Annotated in this window: 18 protein-coding genes and 1 pseudogene; 8 read left to right on the forward strand and 11 right to left on the reverse strand. The window is 46.9% G+C overall.

Features of this window, described 5'->3' with window-relative positions; translation table 11 throughout:
* Window positions 1-85: 85 nt before the first annotated feature.
* On the reverse strand, window positions 86-1,939 hold the full coding sequence (locus V6C93_RS29535; protein ID WP_333480251.1) for a caspase family protein: 1,854 nt from the start codon (window positions 1,937-1,939) through the stop codon (window positions 86-88).
* Between the two features lie 223 nt (window positions 1,940-2,162).
* Here V6C93_RS29535 and V6C93_RS29540 point away from each other — a divergent pair, with 223 nt between their 5' ends.
* From V6C93_RS29540 to V6C93_RS29550, 3 genes are all read left to right on the forward strand, one after another.
* Window positions 2,163-2,960: a hypothetical protein gene (locus V6C93_RS29540; RefSeq protein WP_333480252.1), complete on the forward strand. Its 798-nt coding sequence runs from the start codon at window positions 2,163-2,165 to the stop codon at window positions 2,958-2,960.
* 84 nt (window positions 2,961-3,044) lie between these two features.
* Window positions 3,045-3,218, forward strand: coding sequence for a 50S ribosomal protein L32 (rpmF, locus tag V6C93_RS29545; protein WP_333480253.1), 174 nt, complete (start codon window positions 3,045-3,047; stop codon window positions 3,216-3,218).
* 122 nt (window positions 3,219-3,340) lie between these two features.
* Window positions 3,341-3,934, forward strand: a complete 594-nt coding sequence (locus V6C93_RS29550; protein ID WP_349262879.1) for a sulfite oxidase-like oxidoreductase — start codon at window positions 3,341-3,343, stop codon at window positions 3,932-3,934.
* 218 nt (window positions 3,935-4,152) lie between these two features.
* On the opposite strand, the gene V6C93_RS29555 is transcribed toward V6C93_RS29550, so the two are convergent.
* Window positions 4,153-4,344: a hypothetical protein gene (locus tag V6C93_RS29555; protein WP_333480255.1), complete on the reverse strand. Its 192-nt coding sequence runs from the start codon at window positions 4,342-4,344 to the stop codon at window positions 4,153-4,155.
* 384 nt (window positions 4,345-4,728) lie between these two features.
* Window positions 4,729-5,304, reverse strand: a complete 576-nt coding sequence (locus V6C93_RS29560) for a hypothetical protein (RefSeq protein WP_333480256.1) — start codon at window positions 5,302-5,304, stop codon at window positions 4,729-4,731.
* Window positions 5,305-5,662: 358 nt separating this feature from the next.
* Here V6C93_RS29560 and V6C93_RS29565 point away from each other — a divergent pair, with 358 nt between their 5' ends.
* Complete coding sequence (locus tag V6C93_RS29565) at window positions 5,663-6,667, forward strand: hypothetical protein (RefSeq protein ID WP_333480257.1); 1,005 nt, start codon at window positions 5,663-5,665, stop codon at window positions 6,665-6,667.
* A gap of 138 nt (window positions 6,668-6,805) precedes the next feature.
* The gene (locus V6C93_RS29570) at window positions 6,806-8,236 is read left to right on the forward strand and encodes a CHAT domain-containing protein (RefSeq protein WP_333480258.1); all 1,431 of its coding nucleotides are present in this window, start codon (window positions 6,806-6,808) and stop codon (window positions 8,234-8,236) included.
* A gap of 203 nt (window positions 8,237-8,439) precedes the next feature.
* Here V6C93_RS29570 and V6C93_RS29575 read toward each other — a convergent pair whose 3' ends face one another.
* From V6C93_RS29575 to V6C93_RS38535, 4 genes and pseudogenes are all read right to left on the reverse strand, one after another.
* Window positions 8,440-8,766, reverse strand: coding sequence for a circadian clock KaiB family protein (locus tag V6C93_RS29575; RefSeq protein ID WP_333480259.1), 327 nt, complete (start codon window positions 8,764-8,766; stop codon window positions 8,440-8,442).
* Between the two features lie 139 nt (window positions 8,767-8,905).
* The gene (locus V6C93_RS29580) at window positions 8,906-9,127 is read right to left on the reverse strand and encodes a DUF4327 family protein (RefSeq protein WP_333480260.1); all 222 of its coding nucleotides are present in this window, start codon (window positions 9,125-9,127) and stop codon (window positions 8,906-8,908) included.
* A gap of 505 nt (window positions 9,128-9,632) precedes the next feature.
* A complete protein-coding gene (locus tag V6C93_RS29585) occupies window positions 9,633-9,911 on the reverse strand; it encodes a hypothetical protein (protein WP_333480261.1) in 279 nt (92 codons plus the stop codon).
* A 9-nt stretch (window positions 9,912-9,920) separates the two neighbouring features.
* Window positions 9,921-10,007 (reverse strand): annotated as a pseudogene (locus V6C93_RS38535) (WGxxGxxG-CTERM domain-containing protein); the annotation flags it as partial.
* A gap of 46 nt (window positions 10,008-10,053) precedes the next feature.
* On the opposite strand from V6C93_RS38535, the gene V6C93_RS29590 reads away from it, so the two are divergent.
* Both V6C93_RS29590 and V6C93_RS29595 read left to right on the forward strand, forming a co-directional pair.
* Entirely contained in the window at window positions 10,054-10,857 is an 804-nt protein-coding gene (locus tag V6C93_RS29590; protein ID WP_333480262.1) for a hypothetical protein, read from the forward strand.
* Window positions 10,858-11,824: 967 nt separating this feature from the next.
* Complete coding sequence (locus V6C93_RS29595; RefSeq protein WP_333480263.1) at window positions 11,825-11,992, forward strand: hypothetical protein; 168 nt, start codon at window positions 11,825-11,827, stop codon at window positions 11,990-11,992.
* A 674-nt stretch (window positions 11,993-12,666) separates the two neighbouring features.
* On the opposite strand, the gene V6C93_RS29600 is transcribed toward V6C93_RS29595, so the two are convergent.
* The 4 genes from V6C93_RS29600 to rimI form a co-directional block, all read right to left on the reverse strand.
* Entirely contained in the window at window positions 12,667-14,514 is a 1,848-nt protein-coding gene (locus V6C93_RS29600; RefSeq protein WP_333480264.1) for a WD40 repeat domain-containing protein, read from the reverse strand.
* Between the two features lie 37 nt (window positions 14,515-14,551).
* Window positions 14,552-14,758: a hypothetical protein gene (locus V6C93_RS29605; protein WP_333480265.1), complete on the reverse strand. Its 207-nt coding sequence runs from the start codon at window positions 14,756-14,758 to the stop codon at window positions 14,552-14,554.
* 41 nt (window positions 14,759-14,799) lie between these two features.
* Window positions 14,800-17,268, reverse strand: a complete 2,469-nt coding sequence (locus V6C93_RS29610) for an ATP-dependent Clp protease ATP-binding subunit (RefSeq protein ID WP_333480266.1) — start codon at window positions 17,266-17,268, stop codon at window positions 14,800-14,802.
* Window positions 17,269-17,630: 362 nt separating this feature from the next.
* Window positions 17,631-18,284 (reverse strand): ribosomal protein S18-alanine N-acetyltransferase, encoded by a 654-nt coding sequence (gene rimI / locus V6C93_RS29615; RefSeq protein ID WP_333480267.1) that lies wholly within the window; start codon window positions 18,282-18,284, stop codon window positions 17,631-17,633.
* Between the two features lie 74 nt (window positions 18,285-18,358).
* Between rimI and V6C93_RS29620 the strand changes: the two genes are divergently transcribed.
* Window positions 18,359-19,525, forward strand: a 1,167-nt coding sequence (locus V6C93_RS29620) for a diaminopimelate decarboxylase (RefSeq protein ID WP_333480268.1), incomplete at its 3' end; no start/stop codon positions are given.

Here is a 19,525-nt window from a genome sequence, read left to right on the forward strand (position 1 = left end):
AGACACAAAGAAAATGAATCTGCTACGTATGACTGCAACTTGGTATTAGTCGCTTGAGGCGTTACAACCTTCAATCTCATGCCTATCAGCGCTTACCTTGCTGCCACTTCGCGATCGCAACTTTAGCCGCATCCGAAGAGGGAGTCCCTGCTGGAACTAACGAGGCCGACTCAATAGCCTCCTGCAACTTACCCCGCGCTGCCCTCGATTGAGCGATGAGATAAATAGTACGGCTCCATTGAGTGGTCAACTGTTGCGCTTGGGCATACCCCGGCTGATCGGGCAGAATGGGACGCAGGGTTGTAAGGGCACGGCTATAGGACGACGCTTGATTCGGTTGAATTTGTTGTTTAGCCGCTTGGATGATGCTTTTGTTTTGCTGCTGCTGAATGGAACGAACCTTCCACTGGTTAATCGTCTGCTGAGCTTTGGCGTAAACCGAGCGGTCATCTTTGGGAACAAGTTGAGCGGCGGCGATCGCTCCGCCAAAGTTCCCGGCATTGGCTCGTCCCTGCGCTAAATCCAGAATCACACCACTCCAACGTCTAATATCTTGCCGCGCTTGTTGATAAAGAGGGTCTCCCGGTTTAACTTGACGCGCTTGAACAATGGCCTTATTAAATAAAGAGGCTTGATTCGGTCGGAGCAAGCGCCTCGCCTGATCTAAGGCTTCTTGATTGGCTTGAAGGCGACTGGGCACAGAGGTCTGCGGTAATGCGGTTGTCGGCTTCCCCCGGTCTTGAGGGTCTGTGCGAGCGGAGGGTTGGGTGGTTTCCAGGGGTGAGTTACTGGGTGAGGCTGTCGTCGTGGGTGTGTCGCTCGCCTGCTGATTGGTAAAAGCATCCCGGTTGCGCAATAGTACAGCCGCAATCATCAAGGCTAAAACCAGAACAGCACCGCCTCCCCAGAAGAGCAGTTGTTGCCACCACGGTGTGCCAGGGGGTTCAGATTGCCTGCTGGGATAGGGAACCATCGCCATAGGTATTGATTCCGTCTGATTAGAAGTGGCGGTCATTGTTGGCCTTAAAGAGCTATTTGTGCGTGTCTCTAAAACCGATACAGTACTTTTGGGTCTGGGGGCGGCTATTTCGTTGTAGGAATTGTCTTCGTAGGGGTCTTCGGCTTCTAATCTTGTTTGGGGAATAAACGCGATCGAATTCCCTGCTGCTTTCGGAGCCAGCTCTCGTGAATGGACGGGGCTGGGTAAAATTAGATCTTGTCTATTGATTTGGGGTGGAATCACCATTAACGGGGTCTGAATCGGTCGCCAGTGGTGTTGGCTCAACTCCGGTAGGCGATCGCGTAAATACTGTTCGAGCTTGTCCAAGGTGATGTTGGCGTGATAATAGCTCAGAGCTTCTAAAAGTGCCGTTGTGAATAAGCCATGACCTAGGGCAGCCGCTTCGTGGGAAAATTGGTCAAGTTGGCTCGATAGCACTAGGACAATTCCCATCTGGCGTGCTAATTCTACCAGTTGAGTCCCAACCGGGGCACCCGCTTGCAGTCCCGGTGAGCGGTTGATATCAAAGAAGACGAGGAGGTTTTCATCGCCTTGAGCCTTGAGGGATGCTAAGAGCGATCGCGCGGGTATCGCTGTCCTCGGAATATCCTTGGGGTTGGCGTCAATGGGCAAAAGGTAATCAACGTTTTCCCAACTGACACCATAGCCACTGAAAAAGAACCAACGCCAATTCTGAGAAGTCCCTGAAGTCTGTCCCTTAGCCTCAAGAGAGCGCCAAATATTTTCCCGTGTGGGATAGGCTAACTGGCTACCATTCTGGGGCGACGTGTCGGTGAACAACAGACACTGGTTTGATGGCAAGTCAGCTTGATTGACCCAAAACTTCCATAGCGCCTGTGCATCGGCTTCCCCATAGTTCAGAGGGGGTAAAAACTGATAGTGATTGATGCCGATTGCGACACAAGCGTGATTTGCCATATGCTCTTGGTTTCAGCTATCTGATGAGGTGATTGGATGGGATAGGCTTAGCATTTAAATAAGATGCCCTAAGTTTAGAGCGAATGCCAACTGGAAAAGCTAATCCGTTTATAGTCTATGATTTTTCCTTCATCCTCTAGATGAAAGTTATTCAAGAGAGATTTAATATCAGGAATACTCTGCCCGAAATGCTAACGTTCAGGACTAACAGGGAGTGCGGCGTATGTTGAAATCTAAACAGAGGGCTGTCAATCGTCTTTCAGCCATTGCAGTTGTGCTGAAGCAGGTTTCTGCCGAGCTTTTCCAGTCTATGGCTCAAAAACAGATTGTGCCTTTTGGTTTAATGGCGGTGTTAGGTCTTGTTGGTGTCAGTTGGCTGACGGTTTCTCTGGTTGCTCCACCAAGTGCCCAAGCCTATACAGCACGTCTTAATGTTGCCCTAACCCGTGAAGCTGGTGAATCATTCCAAAGCTTCCTGCGGCGTGCTGAAGCCGTTGCCAGGGCAGCCGCTCAACGCAGCTTCGACCGGGACATCTTGGTGACAGATGTAGCGGTTACTGTGATGGGGCAAAATAATGGTGCGATCGTCCCACTGCTGTCGTTAGAGGTTAGCCGACCATCCTGGAGAAGCCGTCCCGATCCCCAACGTTGGATTACCTACTTTCCCAATACCGACACACTACTCGGATTTGACAAGACCCCAGAGGAACCTGGAATTCAGCCAGGGGGAACCTCACAGCCGATGACAACGCCAACGCCAAGCGCGACCCCGACACCACAGGCTCCGACTGGGCCTAGAGTTATCGAACTCCCAGGCGGAAACCGCCGAATTATCCCAGCTTCTCCTCCTGCCAATGCAGCTCCACCTCCCGCCAATGCAGCTCCATCTGGGACTCCGACTCAACGCGCCACTCCTGCTTCGCCTGCTGCGCCATCCACTCCTTCTGAGAACCAAATCCCTAATATTCCAGGCGCACCTATCCAGAGAGTGCCCCTTCCTCCTCCCCCCTCGGGGCGCTGATCTACCTAGCCTAAGGAACCTGCCGCCTAAAGCAGGTCAATCGCCTAAAATAAAAAGGCTGTCAAAATTTCTGAACTGACGATCATGGCTGTTCCTAAGAAGAAAACCTCCAAATCGAAACGAGACAAACGCAAAGCCACCTGGAAGCGCAAGGCAGCGCTGCAAGCCCAAAGAGCTTTATCTCTAGGCAAGGCTGTTTTAAGCGGACGCTCTAGCTTTGTCTATCCTACTCAAGAGGAAGAAGAGGAAGAAAGCTGACACTAAGTGTGGGACAGTCAGCTGGACAAGGGGGGTCTGATCGTTGAATGAGATTTGGCCCTTATGGCAAAATTCAACGCTACGGTGTGATTAGTACCGATATCACTATCTCTGCTGGAATCATGATAGGGAAATTCTTCCGTAAACCAGAATCAGATCAGAGCGATCGCGTTCCTCCCGGTCAATACCTTACCAAAGGTTTCCCCGTGCTGACTTATGGTCAGACCCCCCAAATCGATATCCCAACCTGGGAATTTCGCGTCTGGGGCTTAGCCAAATCCCAGACCTTTAGCTGGTCTGACTTTATGGCGTTGCCCCAACACGATTTCACGGCTGATTTTCACTGCGTGACGCGCTGGTCTAAACTGGATGTGAAATGGACAGGCATCAAAGTCACAGACTTTATGAGTCTACTAGTGGTCGATCCAAAAGCCACTCACATCATGGAACACTGCTACGGTGGCTACACCACGAACATTCCCCTAGAAGACTTTGTGCGGGAAGAAAACTTTTTTGCTCACACCTTGTTTGGAGAACCGCTACCCGCAGAACATGGAGGCCCGCTGCGCTTAGTTGTGCCTCACCTATACGCCTGGAAAAGTGCTAAATGGCTTAACGGCTTAGAATTCCTCGACCACGAAGAGTTGGGTTTCTGGGAGCGTAATGGCTATCACCGCCGAGGAGAGCCTTGGGCAGAAGAACGCTACAGTTTTTAAGGGAACCCTTCGAGTGGTTTTTGCATGAAGGCGCTGGGGACTGGGTATGTACTGCCCGCCCCTGACCAGTAACCGCTCGTGTCATCGGCGGCTCCACAAGAATGGGTCAATTGTAGCGGCTCTCAATTGCGTAGAGTACACAGGTAGGAACAGGCCGTGCCCTTACAGAATCTCTGTATAACACTCGATTGAGAACCGCTATATTTATGGGAAATCCCTTAAGAGGGTACTAACTGCCGTGATTGTTGCTTCACTTGACCATAAATAGTGGCTTGTTGCAATCGAGTTAAAGCTTCAATGTCATCCAGGTCGTACCGAACCGCAAACATTTGTCGCAGTTGCTCTTCGGTTTCTAGGGTTAGATACCCGGATTGAAGCACCTGATAAACAATCTCACGAATCGTAGACATGACGCCTATTCTTGTTCTGTTCTCTACTTTCTAGCTAGTATCCAGTCTGTAAGGGAAAGAAGCTGTGATTCTCACAATTGAGATTCGTGATATTAATAATTACCTTTAAGTGATTAAGTTATTCCTTATAAGTGATTCAAATCACTACTGCTACTGGTATATGACTGTAGTAACTATTTCAGTAACTTGAGATTGCCTTTGTAGGGTGCGTATCTCGGCTTTAAATCTAGCAGAAAAGACCGATTGATACGCAGTTGCATTCATACGTAGAACATTCATTTTCTCCGCGTCCCCGCCTCCCCGTGTCCCCGTGTCTGTCTCAACTACTATGTTTGAACGCAACTCGGTATGAGTAAAGTTTTTGATGTAAGCTCACTTATTCCTTTACGCTACCCAGAGGTGCTGGGAAAATCGCCGAGCAAAGTTTACCAGCACGATCGCAAAGAAGACCATTGTGGCGTATCCCCAACGAGGATAACGTTTGAGCAGCATACCAAGCGCGATCGACAGTGAGACAATCCCGTAAGCATAACGCTGAGCAGACGCCGCACCTCCAGAAGCTATGATTAATGCCAAGGAGCAACAGCCATAGGTAAGAGCAATTAGGCTAAGTTGATAACGTAAGTGCCACAACAGGTAGGCACCACCGAAGACGGAAACAAAAAGAATCAACGCATCACCGTCCAAGAGCCATAAAGCTAACCATAAAGTCCAAGCGCTATTGTACTTTTTGTGTACATCAGTACCGTATTCATAGCCCCTCAGGGCAATGGTTTCGTACCTTGGACTGTCAGAATAAGAGAAAACACTCCAATCAGGGGCGGGGACAATGCCTCCGGGTGGAGTCGGTAGGGAGGGGGCAATCAGCAACATAGTTACCGCAATCACAAGTCGGCTGAGTAGCCACAGGAGAGATGCAAAGAGAAACGCATCCCTCCATAACGTTTTACGGTGGCTCATCTGACTTCTAAGCATAGGCTTGAGTTTTATCCAGCTAGTCTTGCTTGGGTAATATGGATCGGAATGCTTGACTAGGTTGGTGGGTGATTCGGAGTAAAGTTGACGCCAATTAGATTGAGTGATGACCGCGCATTAGCGTAGCGAGACGAAATCTAGCGCACCATCCTACCCTACGGGTTTTGCTTCGCCACAAAGGCGATCGCAAATTTATTTTGCCCAATTCTCTCTAATTTTCTATCATTGGGCTATAGAAATTAGTGGCTATTTTCAGATGAGTCGGCTTCTGACCAGGCAGATATCTATAGTGACCATCTTGTTGAAGAACAATACTAGGGCGCAAGAGAACTTTTAAAAATTTATGATTGACTTGTTAGCTGCACTGACCCCAGCCTTAGTTTTTCCAAGTAATGATAGCAGTGTCATGTTATCTTCGCCATTTACTACCCAGCCCAACACTCTTCCTAACGCAGCCACGTATCCTGAGCAAGAGCCTGTTTCTTCAATGGATTTCCAAGAATTAAACTTGATATCTGCGGCATTAGCTAAGTCGATTTTTGGAACATCCCCAATCGCCCAATCTCTGGCTCAAGGCGGTAGTAAACCCAGGTTACAGACAGAACCTACTAAACCTGAGGAACAGCCGTTTGAACCTAAAAATGTGCCATTAGAACCGCTGCAAGTCACAAATCGGAAACCTCCTTCAGCGCCCGGTATCTCTATCCTTACTCCATCAGCGTATGGCCAATCTTGGGGCAGTGCGTCTATTGGGGTAGGTTTGCAATCTCGGACTCGCTTTAGTGAAAAAGCTGACGGAGTGTTGGGACTTGGCATTGGCTTGGGTAATGCTCAAGAATCAGTTGGGTTAGATATTGGTTTGACTTTCGTTGATTTGATAGGAAATACGGCACAAGATGGTACTCTTAGCCTCAAGTTACACCGTCGCCTTCCCGAAGATTTTTCCGTGGCGGTAGGAGTCAAGAATTTAATTCGATTTGGTGACACGGATAGTGGAACCGGATATTACGGAGTTGTAACTAAAAGATTTGGGCTACAAGAAGATGTACAAAAGCCTTTTAGCCAAGTTTTTGTTTCTGCTGGCGTAGGGAGCGGGCAATTTCGTTCTGAATTAGATATTAGTCAGGCTCGCGATTCGGTTGGAATTTTCGGTAGTGTAGCAGTACGCGTGGCTGAACCCATTAGTGCGATCGCAGAATGGTCAGGTCAAGATTTAACCCTCGGACTATCGATTGTCCCCTTACGGGATATTCCTCTAGTGATTACCCCAGCCGTAACCGATATTACAGGAAATGCCGGAGACGGTAGCCGATTTATTTTAGGAATTGGCTATGCTATCTCTTTTTAATTAATTTTGAAGTGATTTGTTTAGCTGTGCCGTTTGAACTATAAACAGAATGTAGGCTTAATCAAACTCTTACTCGAATAAACTTCTATGAAATCTCTTCGTTCTCTAATAGTTATATTTTTTTGTACTCTCCTCTTCGTGATTTGTTTGAAATCTGTTCAAGCTCAAACAGGAAATCAATCTGATACGACCGGACCTGATCCCCAAGAATTTAATAATCAATCCGATACAACTGGAAATGATCCTCAAGAACTTGTCAAACCAGAGGCTAATACTCCTTTAGGAAATAGTGGAGGAGCCACAATTGACCGCAAAGCCTTTGATAGTAGTTTTGAAGGCGCAGGAATTAATGAAGCCATTAATTTATTTGAAGAATCTCAAGCTGTACAATTTGGTCAATATCTCGGGGTAAACTTCTTCGGAGAGGTGGCTACAGCTCAAGAAATTTCTCAATCTTTGGATGAACTCTATCGCCAAAGAGGAAGAAAATCAGCGATTATTTATGTAGTTTCTCTCAAAAACCAACTACAACTACTACTTATCCTCGCTAACAATCAGCCGATTCGGAAAGTTATTCTGGAAGCTAATCGCGAACTTGTACAAAAAACCGCTAAAGAGTTTCGCTCACAAGTAACGGATCGGGGAAAGCAGAACGGATACCAAGATTCTGCCCAAAAACTTTATCAGTGGATTATTGCTCCTTTGGAATCCGTGCTCAAGGCGAATCAGATCGATTCTTTAGTCTTCTCACTGGATTCTGGTTTGCGGTCTATTCCCCTAGCCGCACTCTATGATGGAAAACAGTTTCTCATTGAGAATTATAGTGTCTCTATCATCCCTAGCTTTAGCCTGACAGACACCCGTTATGTCCCAATTGCAAATAAGAAAATGCTAGCGTTAGGGATATCAAAAAGTACACAGGGAAAAGCTCCATTACCAGCTGTAGCAACGGAAATAGCTCTATTGACAAATAGTCTTTGGACGGGTCAAAAACTGCTTAATGAGCAATCGACAATTGATAATTTTGAAGCAATCAGCCGTCAAGGACACTTTGGGATTATTCATATGGCGACCCATGCTGAGTTTAAACCAGGTGCTATTCATAACTCTTACATCCAGTTTTGGAATGCCAAACTAGGGTTCGATCAAATGCGGCAATTATCACAAGTTTTGGAGTGGCAACAAGATCCAAAAGTAGAACTAATGGTTTTGAGTGCTTGTAGAACTGCCTTAGGAGATAAAGAAGCTGAATTGGGATTCGCTGGATTAACCATTCAAACAGGAGTAAAAACTGCATTGGGTAGCCTTTGGTATGTCAGTGATGAAGGTTCCTTAGCACTGATGACTAAATTTTATGAACAGTTAAAAACTGCACCGATTAAAAGTGAAGCCCTCCAGCAGGCACAGTTAGCAATACTCAAAGGGCAAGTTCGACTAGAGGAAGGACAGTTACAACTCGATAGGGAAAGGCAGCTACCACTTTCTCCAGAACTTAGCAAGCCAAATCATAGGAACCTATCTCATCCTTACTATTGGTCTGCCTTCATGATGATTGGCAATTGGAACTAAATGTCTAATGCAGGCATGATTATCGATGATTTAGGAGTGCATTCCGTTCAAACAAATAGACTTTTTGTAGGGGCTTACAGCCAGAAAGTCTCTGCAAGATAGGGATGCTCTCGGGTCTATTTTGTTAAGTGCTTTTTCAAACCTTTCTATTGAATTATTGAGGGATTCATCTTCCATTAATTTAACTCTCACTCATTGTCTATTCAGTAAGTTTTCCAGGCTTTGATTGGTTGAAGATTAAAGCCTAGTAAAATTTTTTCCTGATTCGATAAATCTCCAATGATTACCTTCATCGGTTCAGGCAGTTTCCGTACTAAGGTAGGGAGAGCTACAATTTGGTTTTGCTTGGCAAGGTTGGGATTTTCCATAAGGTCAATCACTTCGATACGATATTGACCATTCAGGTGTTCTTGACAGATTTTTTTTAGGTTAGCAAACGCTTTTAAAGATTTAGGAGTTTGCCCAGCAACATAGAGCTGCAATTCCCAAAATTCTGGTTCTCTAACATTGCTTTCTTCTTGAAATTCCATTGGCTCCTCCTTTAACGCTCTGCATGATGAACTTGGGGCAAGTCGCACCCAGTAAAAAGTAAAAATATCAAACGTTCAGGTGAGGTCAGAGCCCCATCTGAACGTTAATTACAAATTATAAATTAAGAATTAGGAATTTTTAATCGTTTTGCCATTCATCGTCGCCGATTAAATCGGCAATACGGTCTCTCAGTAGAAAGTCGTACTCTTCCAACTCAAGCTCAACACGAGCCCATTCACTGGCTGGAATAAATTGGCAAAGAGTATAGATGCATTGTTGACGACTAATAACATTTCTGTTTACAAGGCGACGGGCTTGTTTTTGGATAACTTCTATAGAGTACCGAGATGATTGAATCATATTGACCCTCTTTTATTATCTGGCAGAAGTTAGGATAACCCCTGTTGCTTTGGAATAGCTTCAGCCTGAGGAAAGGAGATCAATAAAAAATAAATCTGTATCTAGAAATACATTTTCAAATATTTTTTGTGTTAATTTATACAGCTTAAGCCTCTTCCTGTTGTACGTGCTGCCTGTTAGTTTTTGTAATCGCCTATCTATTATCTATAGCGTTTCTCGGACTCATGATGTACATCCTAATTGTGCTATTTCATGTCACACAAAGAAGAGAGAAAAATTGACTGTACATCACAAGCATGAGAATTGCTATATACTCAACTAGAATGATGCCAAAAGGATTTTCATACTTACTTGCTCCTCGCGCTTGAATCACGATGGATTTTAGTCAATTGCTTGTTGAAAAAATAGACGCGATCGCAGCAAACTGGGTTGAGGCCGTTCGCATTGAGCGGCAGATACCGAGTGCCGATAATTTACCCCTTATTTGGATAACCGAGGGCTTCAATTACAGCACCAAGTCTGAGGTAACCAGGTCGGAAATCGTGACTTCACTCGCTGATGCAGTGAGCTTCGTCAACAACAAACATGGAGGGTTTTGCATTCCGCAAGCGTTCCAGGTCTCGGAGTTGTTGAATTGTTTGGGCGCGAGGAACAGGAAATCCATTTCTTCCTGTTCCAGCGCCTCGAATGCCTCCTCCCGCTCAGCAGTCGGGCTGGTAGAGTTAACCACTGCTGCCTCACCCACCTCCTGCTGGGCGATTGACTCAACCTGATCGCGTTGCAAGGCAGCCAGTTATCTAATTTCAACCCTGTCTTCTTCAGGCTTGCGGAACAGATTGGCTAGACCTATCAGACCAAGCAATCCCAGCCAGCCCCAATCAGAATGGCGATCGCGTCTCGCAGGACTAACACCTTGGTAAGAGGTAGTGCCTGAAGTCGTGCTATCAGGCGTTGTGGTCGTAGTTGTGGTCGTAGTTGTGGTCGTATCTGAAGTCGTGCCACCTGGCGCTGTAGTCGTACCTGAAAGTGAATCGCCAGGAGCCGTGCTGCTGCCAGAAGTTGTGCTACCCGAGCCACTACCCGTACCGGAAGTTGTGCCACTAGTTCCCGTGCCAGAAGTTGTACTACCTAAGCCACTAGCTCCTGTACCGGAAGTTGTGCTACCCGTGCCTGTGCCAGAAGTTGTACTCCCCAAGCCACTAGTTCCCGTACCGGAAGTTGTGCCACTAGTTCCCGTGCCAGAAGTTGTACTACCTAAGCCACTAGTTCCCGTACCGGAAGTTGTGCTACCTGAGCCTGTGCCAGAAGTTGTACTACCTAAGCCACTAGTTCCCGTACCGAAAGTTGTGCTACCTGTGCCGGAAGTTGTGCCAGTAGTTCCCGTGCCAGAAGTTGTTCCACTAGCTCCACTACCTGTGCCAAAAGTGCCGCTACGAACTCCCGTGCCTGTGCCGGAAGTTGTGCTACCTGTGCCTGTGCCTGTGCCAGAAGTTGTGCTACCTGTGCCTGTGCCGGAAGTTGTGCTTGTGCCGGAAGTTGTGGTACCTGCTCCTGTATCTGTGCCGGAAGTTGTTCTTGTGCCGGAAGTCGAACCAGCCGAACTCCCGCTAGTTTGGGCAGAAGTAGGCGTAGTTAAGGGCATAGTGGCTAAACCCAGAGTTAAGGCACCAACCCAAGCAATTTTGGATACATCAGAAGGTTTCATAGTTATGCTTCTTCTCTTCTTATAAAGCTTGAAAATTTTGCTCTTCAAAAACAGTCTCTTTTCCTTCATTCGTTACTGAACTGAGAAGAGATACTTGATGAATAGGAAGCGCCCATTTACGAACGCCAATGCTTAGCATTGATCAACACCCTTGAATCACTCAACAAATTCCTATTTTTCTAAATCACAAGTACTCTTTGAGAAGCATAACTGTTTCTGTCTATTCCAACTTCTACCAAAGGAATAAATCTTGTTCTACCTAGGGAATTGCTTAAGGTTAATTTAGCTTGTAAGTACCAATACAAGTTACTCCTTGAGAATGAGCGAAGTCTGCTACAAGTCTCCGCTAAGGTTGACTTCCTCTGTGCCTTCTTATGTCCTGAAGTAGGTGTGCTAAGCTGTTGTTCCTTCAAAAGATTGTGCAGATGGGCAAAACGCCCATTCCACACAAATTATAAAAAATTGCTCAGCCAAAACTGAATGCCTTTTAGTTTACTGATGTATAAGGCTTTATTTATAAAGTAAATATTAATGGAGAGTAGGGTGTCTTAGGCGAATAGTTTTAGGAAACATTACAACAGGTATATTGGTTTTACTTGTGTATTTTGATTTTTTTGGCTGAAGAGCTAAGGCTTTTGAAACGAGATAGACAAGCTTCAAGATGAGGGCAATCTTCGCAACACAGTTCTTTTCCAGGATTGGAACACCCGCAGGGCGGATTTAAGAAACACTGTTCAGGATTTTTGGCGGTATCTGGATCTTTTAGTACGATGCCCAACGCCGTTTCTCGGCAAAAAAGTATTAAACCTTGGTAAAGCATAACTTTTGTTCTTACTACTTCCTTAATTCCTACTGAACATGGATTTCATCGTTAATGGGAGATCAGTGCCAGTATTAACTAATCTCTCTTACCTATATTGATGTTTGCCTGAACTTCAGTTCAACTGAATGGTAACTGTTACCAATAAGACCTGCCTCTAGCCACGGGAAGAGTGACTATTAACAAAACTTGGGTCAATTTCAATCTCAGTCTAGAGACAGGTTATTTAGAGGAGCGTGTGCGCTATCTGAATCACGGCGAGACTTATACCTTTAATGTGTTCCCCAGCTTGTGGCAGCAGGTCTTGTTCGTATCGGTGCGATCGCTCTGTTCATCGTAGGTGCAAAGAGCGCTGCTCACAAGAGGACTAAAGTCCTCACTACAAACTCTCCACATATTATGGTTCTATTGCCGGATACCCTATGACCTTACAGCGCCGTGAAGTTTATATTAAGGTTAGCGACTGAGTAGTGTTCCAGATAATGTATAAATTTAAGTTATATTTACGATGGATTTCCGTGCTTACACAGTTAGAAAATTCTTAGAAACGGTTAATACGTTTGGTTACCTAGCCCATAAGTCTCCATTTCTCTAGACTTCCTTACTTAATGAGTATTTACGTTGATAAGTTTTAATAACACTTAAATTGATAAAGAGTTGATAAAGATATAGTGATATTCACATTTTTGGTCTCATCAACTCTATTATTTGGTTGTCCATAGAATGGGTATTCAGAACTAGCGTTAGCTTGTGGAAGAGTTAGGTCGCTAGTTCTGTTTCTTACTTTTATTACCTAATTTCAAAGTCGATAGGCTTTGAGGCTGAGCAACGGGAATATTTATCCCTTCAGTAGGGAAATCAAATTATAGCCTTGATGGTTCTATTGGACAAGAGAGCTATAAAAAAAACTCGTTCGTTTCGTCCTTCTGGCTACCGCCTCGCTTCTGAAAGAACAAGAAATTGAGTCTAGATTCTACATAATTAGCCTACTCCCGCTTGGTAGCGATCGCTCTCTTATAGCCAAGCCTTGCTCAGTTTCTTCAGAAACTCCTCATAAGCCTTATTGATAGCCTGCATAGTGGATATTGCACTAGCAGAACGGTTGATATCAGGGTGGTACTGCCGCGCCAATCGACGGTAAGCCAGCTTAACTTCGTCTGGATGAGCATCACTATCGACACCCAACACTCTCCACCATTCCCCAGATGATAGAGAATCAGATTCATTACCACCAAGTATTCGACACCAAATCTTAATAGTGCCCTTGTTTCCACCACTGATCAGAGTTTGTCCATCAGGACTGAAGGCAACGGGACTGCACCCCGGCAGGGTTTGGATGAGTTTACCCGTGTAAATATTCCAAAGTTTAACTTCTTTCATGCTGCCGCTAGCCAGGATATGTCCATCAGGCGTCATGGCAACGGAAAAAACCTCGGTTGATTGATTATTTATTGTACGAAGTACTTCTCCACTTTGGAGGTTCCACCATTTAAGCGTACCGTCTGTGCTACCACTCGCTAAAGTATTGCCCTCAGGACCGATAGCAACACAAGTCACCCAACTAGAATGTCCAGAAAGAATGCGGGGTTGTGCAAAACTGCCTATAGACCAAATCCTGATAGTTTTGTCTGCACTACCACTCACGAGAGTTTGACCATCTGGAGTAATAGCAATAGACCAAATTGTGTCTGAATGTCCATTTAGGGTACGTTTAAATTCTCCCGTGTACCCACCCCATAATCGAATAGTCTTATCACCACTCGCACTAGCAATAATTCTGCGATCGCGGCTGAAGACAACAGAGGAAACAAAGCCTAAATGGCTGTAAGGAGAGTTTTGATAAAGAAAGCTGCCAATTACTTCCTTTGTGTCGATCCGCCAACCGCTAATTTTGTTATCGAAGCCACCAGCAATCAGCATTTTTCCATCCGGACTAATGGCAACAGTAGAAACCTCCCCTGCCTGCCCAAAGAAGGTGAAAATCCGCTTTCCTGTTTTGAGATTCCACAGGCTAACTGTTCTATCCTGACTCCCACTAGCAAGCGTCTGTCCATCGGAGCTAATAGCGATGGAATTAACTGAACCTGAGTGTCCTTTGAGCGTGCCTACAGGTTTCCAAATTTGAGGTGGTTGAGCCTCAATAGAAAAAATTTCGGCTGTAATTTCAGGAGTACTTGATTGGCTCTCCTGGGATGCTGCATTAGCGGCGAAGTTTTCAGAGTTTGAAGATGAGTTGAGGGTTGGATTAGAGGAAATTGCTGGTGCAACATCAGGATGAGCAGAATTTTTAGTCCCCACTTTAGCCTTTAACTCTGCTAACTCCTCTTCGATTTCCAGGGCAGCAAATTTTTGCTTCCAAACCCATTCACCATAAACCGGATCTAACTCTAGAAGTGCCTGAGTGTAAGCTTCCATTTCCAGCACTTTACTTTCCATGCGCCCAAATGCATCTATAGCACCCGCCATTCGTTGCCCTGGCTCTTGTTTGAACGCCTTGTACAAACCATAAACACCAAGTCCAACCACTCCTCCAGCCGCTGCCATTGTACCCATACCAATGCCAACGGCTCCGAATCCTCCAGCTAATCCCATTCCGCCCACTGTAGCAGACATACCAGCACCCCCTAAGGCACCTATTCCGATCGCACCAAAAGCTGTCGAATCTCCATCTGCGATCGCACAAAAAGCTCCATAAGCCGCTGCACCAGCAACCGCCCCAGCCATTGTAACTGGAGCCATACCAATACCAACGGCACCAAATCCTCCAGCTAATCCCATCCCGCCAGCTGTGGCAGATACTCCAGCGCCAGTAGCTGCACCACCAGCCATAAACACGACACTTTCTGCTGAAATTTCTGCCATTAGTTTTGCCCCTTGGGTAACTTAGATTGCTCCCAGGCTAAACTTCAGTTCCCGGTTGCCGCATCGTGACAATTACTGAAATATAGCGGTTCTCGGTTGGATGCGGTACACTCTGACCTCTCTGGAAAACCTGTCTCCTACTCTCTTTGTGAGGCTTTGATTCTTTTTCTTGACAAATTAGGGCTTCCTCTGTGAGAAAAAACGGTAGAGAAGATTGACCATCTCTACCGTTTAATTTACGCACGGGCGTATTGCTATACGCCTCTATTCCACATTAATCACTAATTACTCAACCGCCTGAGGCAAGAGTTCTCGCTTCTCTCCTGGCAGCACTTTGACATTACCGCCCTCATCCACATCTACAGTAGCGAGATCGCCGTCTTTGATGTGCCCGCCGAGAATTTGCTCTGCTAACACATCTTCTAACAGGCGCATGATAGCCCGACGCAGGGGTCTTGCACCATAAGCGGGGTTGTACCCTTCTTCCACCAGGCGGTCTTTGAACCGTTCGGTGACTTCCAGGGTGATGCCTTGCTCGTTCAGGCGACCAAACACTTCCTTGAGCATGATGTCGGCAATTTCCTTCACCTCGTCTCTGTTCAACTGACGGAAGACGATAATCTCATCGAGACGGTTGAGGAACTCTGGACGGAAGTATTGCTTGAGTTCTTCGTTCACCAGTGAACGGATGCGGTTGTACTGAGACTCAGCTTGATTCTCGCTAAACTCAAAGCCAATACCACCACCACCTTTCTCAATCACCTTAGAACCGATGTTCGAGGTCATGATCAGCAGTGTGTTCTTGAAGTCCACTGTACGACCCTTAGCATCGGTCAGACGCCCGTCTTCCAAAATTTGCAACAGCATGTTGAAGACATCAGGGTGAGCTTTTTCGATTTCATCGAACAGCACTACCGTGTAAGGACGACGACGTACCGCTTCAGTTAATTGACCACCTTCGTTGTAGCCGACATAGCCTGGAGGCGAACCAATCAGTTTAGAAACGGTATGGCGCTCCATGTACTCCGACATATCCAGGCGAATCATCGCTTCCTCGGAACCGAAGAAGTAAGATGCCAAGGACTTCGCCAATTCGGTCTTACCCACACCGGTCGGTCCAGAGAAGATGAAGCTGGCGATTGGACGGTTGGGGTTCTTTAACCCTACCCGTGCTCGACGAATCGCACGACTTACCGCCTTCACCGCCTCCTCTTGACCAATCAGACGCTGGTGTAGGGTGTCTTCCATGTGCAGCAGCTTCTCCGACTCGGATTCGGTAAGCTTGTTCACCGGAACTCCTGTCCAGGACGCTACGATTTGGGCGATATCTTCTTCATCTACCACAGGCCCTGGCTCATCACTACCGGAGTCTGTCTTTTTGCTTTGAGCGATCGCGCGAATTTCGGCCTTGATTTCCATTTCGCGATCGCGCAGTTCTCCAGCCCGATCAAAATCTTGCGATCGCACTGCATCATCCTTCTCTTTAAGAACCTGACGCAGTTCCTTATCCAACTCTTTCGCGGCGGGTGGGAGTTGGGAGTTAATCAAGCGCACCCGCGAACCTGCCTCATCCACGAGGTCAATCGCCTTATCTGGCAGGTAACGGTCAGAAATATACCGATCCGAAAGCTTCGCTGCCGCTTCCAGGGCGCTGTCCAAGATTTTCAGCTTATGGTGTTGCTCATAGCGTTCGCGCAATCCATAAAGAATTTCAATCGTTTCTTCCACCGTCGGTTCACCCACCATCACGGGTTGAAAACGACGCTCTAATGCTGCATCTCGTTCAATATGCTTGCGGTACTCATCCAGCGTTGTCGCGCCGATGCACTGTAATTCACCCCGTGCCAGCGCGGGTTTGAGGATGTTAGCCGCATCAATGGCACCTTCGGCAGCACCAGCGCCAATCAAAGTATGGACTTCATCAATCACCAGGATCACATTCCCGGCTTGACGAATTTCATCCATAATCTTCTTGAGGCGCTCTTCAAATTCACCCCGATACTTGGTACCCGCGACCAACAGCCCGATATCCAAAGTTACAACCCGCTTCTCTTCGAGAATGTCGGGCACATCATTGTTGGCAATTCGTTGGGCTAACCCTTCTGCGATCGCTGTTTTCCCTACCCCTGGTTCCCCAATTAAAACTGGGTTATTTTTTGTGCGGCGACCCAAAATCTGGATGACCCGCTCAATTTCCTTAGCTCGTCCCACCACAGGGTCAAGCTTCCCTTCCCCAGCCATCTGGGTTAGGTTCGAGCCAAATTCATCTAGGGTTGGCGTCTTAGTACGACCACTGGTTGCCCCACTCGTGACTTCCGCCGTTTCTCCCAGCATCCGAATTACTTGGGTTCTGACCTTGGTCAGGTCTACACCTAGGTTTTCCAACACCCTAGCCGCGACCCCTTCGCCTTCCCGGATTAACCCAAGCAGTAAATGCTCAGTACCAATATAGTTATGTCCCAGTTGGCGAGCTTCTTCGAGCGATAGCTCCAGAACCCGCTTTGCTCTGGGGGTAAACGGAATTTCTACCGCAACGAAGCCGGAACCCCTGCCAATGATTTTCTCGACTTCGATGCGAGCGTCTTTGAGGTTGACACCCATCGATTTGAGAACCTTAGCAGCGACGCCTGTTCCCTCTCCAATAAGACCCAGAAGGATTTGCTCCGTGCCTACAAAGTTGTGCCCCAGGCGACGTGCCTCTTCCTGGGCCAGCATGATCACCTTAATGGCTTTTTCTGTAAAGCGTTCAAACATTGGCGTACTTCCATCACCTGTTGCGTGCCCGTGTACGCTGATTCTAGCATAGGGAATTCCACCGACTGTCTATTTCGAGACAACCAGTGGAACTGTTTTGATCTGGATTTCCCTACTCTTTAGGTAGAGAGATTAGGATTGTGGCTTTTTTTTTTATGTTTAATTAATCATTTTGGTATGGCTTCAACGGTTTGCTGACAAGGATTTGAGCTTTTCTTCATTCGAGGACTTCCGGATTGGGGACTCCCGTACTGGGTTGGAGGTTGGAGATTAGAAGGTTGAAGATTGAAGGTTAGAAGGTTGAAGGTTAGAACCGTGATATTTCCAACTTTCCCACTTTTTAACTTGCCAAATTTCAACCTTTATTCCCCATCTCTAGATTCCCTAAAGTGAGATAACTGCCAGCCACAATAGTGCAGGCGCTGATGAGCTTGCTGATAGCAGTTGGCAAGCATTTCCTCGAAGTCCTGTTTTTGCAGACCACCACGCCAGAGAATCAGGGCATCTTCACCAGTATCTTTGTAATAGCGTCGGCGTCGCCCTGCTTCAATGAAGCCAAACTTTTGATAAAGAGACAGCGCGGCTTGATTGGATGGCTTCACCTCTAGGGTTGCCCACTCCAACCGACGCTTTTTGGCATCCCGTAGTAAAGCATACAGGAGTAATTGACCCAGCCCTTGGTGCTGGTAGTCCGGATGCACCGCAAGAATCGTAATGTGAGCCTCCTCCAAAATTGACCAGTAACAACCTAACCCAATTAGGGCATTTGTCCGGTTCGGTGCGGTTTCAGAATCCGCTGTTGGAGAGTTTTGAGTCAGGACTTCGGACAATGGAGCCTGAAATCCGGATTCCCCTTGTTCGCTTGCTGCTTCTAAAATCAGCAATTGACTGTTGGGGCTTTCTAACTCTCGCTCGTAACCCGACCGCGTCCACAGACCCCCGAAGCACAGCTGGTCTAGTTCCACTACAGCATTCAACTGCTCTAGGGTTAGCGGTTTAAGTTTTAAGAAAGTCACAGCCCTCAATTGTACACTGATTAACGGGACGCTCTCTTGGGCTTGTAATGCCAACCAAGGATAATAATTCCATTATGCTTTCGACTGACACGGCTGAGGCTGAAAATTCTGGACGTCACTATCTCCCCTCATCTAGCACCGGAGATACTCCTGGCTCACCTAATCAGGAACTATTACCGCTTACTGCCACAGTCAACAGCCGTGACGGCTTAGAAATTGGTGGTTGTGATGTGATGACGTTGGTGGAGCGATTTGGTTCCCCACTTTATATTTTGGATGAGGTAACACTGCGAACGGCTTGCCGTCAATATAGAGAGGGCTTTGCTCGATACTATCAAGGGGAATCCCAGGTTCTTTATGCCTCCAAAGCCTGGAATTGTTTGGCTGTTTGTGCCATTGTGGCCTCGGAAGGCTTGGGGATCGATGTCGTATCGGGGGGTGAACTCTACACAGCTCTAGAAGCTGGTGTCCGTCCTGAAAAAATTTATTTCCACGGCAATAACAAATCCAGGGCTGAACTCGGACTAGCCATTGAAAGTGGTTGCACGATTGTCGTGGATAACTGGCTGGAGTTACATACCCTCAAAGAGTTGAAGGTTGAAAGTTTTAAGGGTGAAGGTTCAACCCAAACCAACCTGCAACATTCAACCCTGAACCAACCAGCTAACCTTAAACCCGAAGCTATTCGGATTATGCTCCGGCTGACCCCAGGTATTGAGTGCCATACCCACGAGTATATTCGCACGGGTCATCTGGATAGCAAATTCGGCTTTGATCCCAACGACTTAGACCAGCTTTTTGCTTTCGTCAGTCAGCACCCGACTCTCAGCTGCATCGGTCTACACGCCCACATTGGGTCTCAGATTTTTGAGCGCCAACCCCACCAAGATTTGGCAGGTGTGTTAGTGGATTTTATGAGTAAAGCCGCTGGCTACGGTTTATCGATTCAAGAACTCAATGTCGGGGGTGGCTTGGGAATTCGTTACACAGAATCAGACGATCCCCCCAGTATTGACAACTGGGTAAAGGGCGTCTCGGAAGCTATCATGAGCGCCTGCTCTAAAGCACAGCTACCGCTACCGAAGCTACTCTCAGAACCGGGGCGATCGCTCATTGGTTCAGCCTGTGTTACAGCTTATACGGTGGGGAGTCGTAAGGTAATTCCCGAGCTCCGAACTTATATCACAGTCGATGGTGGTATGTCCGATAATCCGCGCCCCATTACCTACCAGTCTTTGTAT

It is taken from the genome of Allocoleopsis sp., from assembly GCF_036703385.1.
Classification (GTDB): Bacteria; Cyanobacteriota; Cyanobacteriia; order Cyanobacteriales; family Coleofasciculaceae; genus Allocoleopsis.

Coding starts and splice junctions, on each gene's coding strand:
- V6C93_RS29535 (WP_333480251.1), bottom strand. CDS start 1,939: ATGGCAAATCACGCTTGTGTCGCAATCGGCATCAATCACTATCAGTTT.
- V6C93_RS29540 (WP_333480252.1), top strand. CDS start 2,163: ATGTTGAAATCTAAACAGAGGGCTGTCAATCGTCTTTCAGCCATTGCA.
- rpmF (WP_333480253.1), top strand. CDS start 3,045: ATGGCTGTTCCTAAGAAGAAAACCTCCAAATCGAAACGAGACAAACGC.
- V6C93_RS29550 (WP_349262879.1), top strand. CDS start 3,341: ATGATAGGGAAATTCTTCCGTAAACCAGAATCAGATCAGAGCGATCGC.
- V6C93_RS29555 (WP_333480255.1), bottom strand. CDS start 4,344: ATGTCTACGATTCGTGAGATTGTTTATCAGGTGCTTCAATCCGGGTAT.
- V6C93_RS29560 (WP_333480256.1), bottom strand. CDS start 5,304: ATGAGCCACCGTAAAACGTTATGGAGGGATGCGTTTCTCTTTGCATCT.
- V6C93_RS29565 (WP_333480257.1), top strand. CDS start 5,663: ATGATTGACTTGTTAGCTGCACTGACCCCAGCCTTAGTTTTTCCAAGT.
- V6C93_RS29575 (WP_333480259.1), bottom strand. CDS start 8,766: ATGGAATTTCAAGAAGAAAGCAATGTTAGAGAACCAGAATTTTGGGAA.
- V6C93_RS29580 (WP_333480260.1), bottom strand. CDS start 9,127: ATGATTCAATCATCTCGGTACTCTATAGAAGTTATCCAAAAACAAGCC.
- V6C93_RS29600 (WP_333480264.1), bottom strand. CDS start 14,514: ATGGCAGAAATTTCAGCAGAAAGTGTCGTGTTTATGGCTGGTGGTGCA.
- V6C93_RS29610 (WP_333480266.1), bottom strand. CDS start 17,268: ATGTTTGAACGCTTTACAGAAAAAGCCATTAAGGTGATCATGCTGGCC.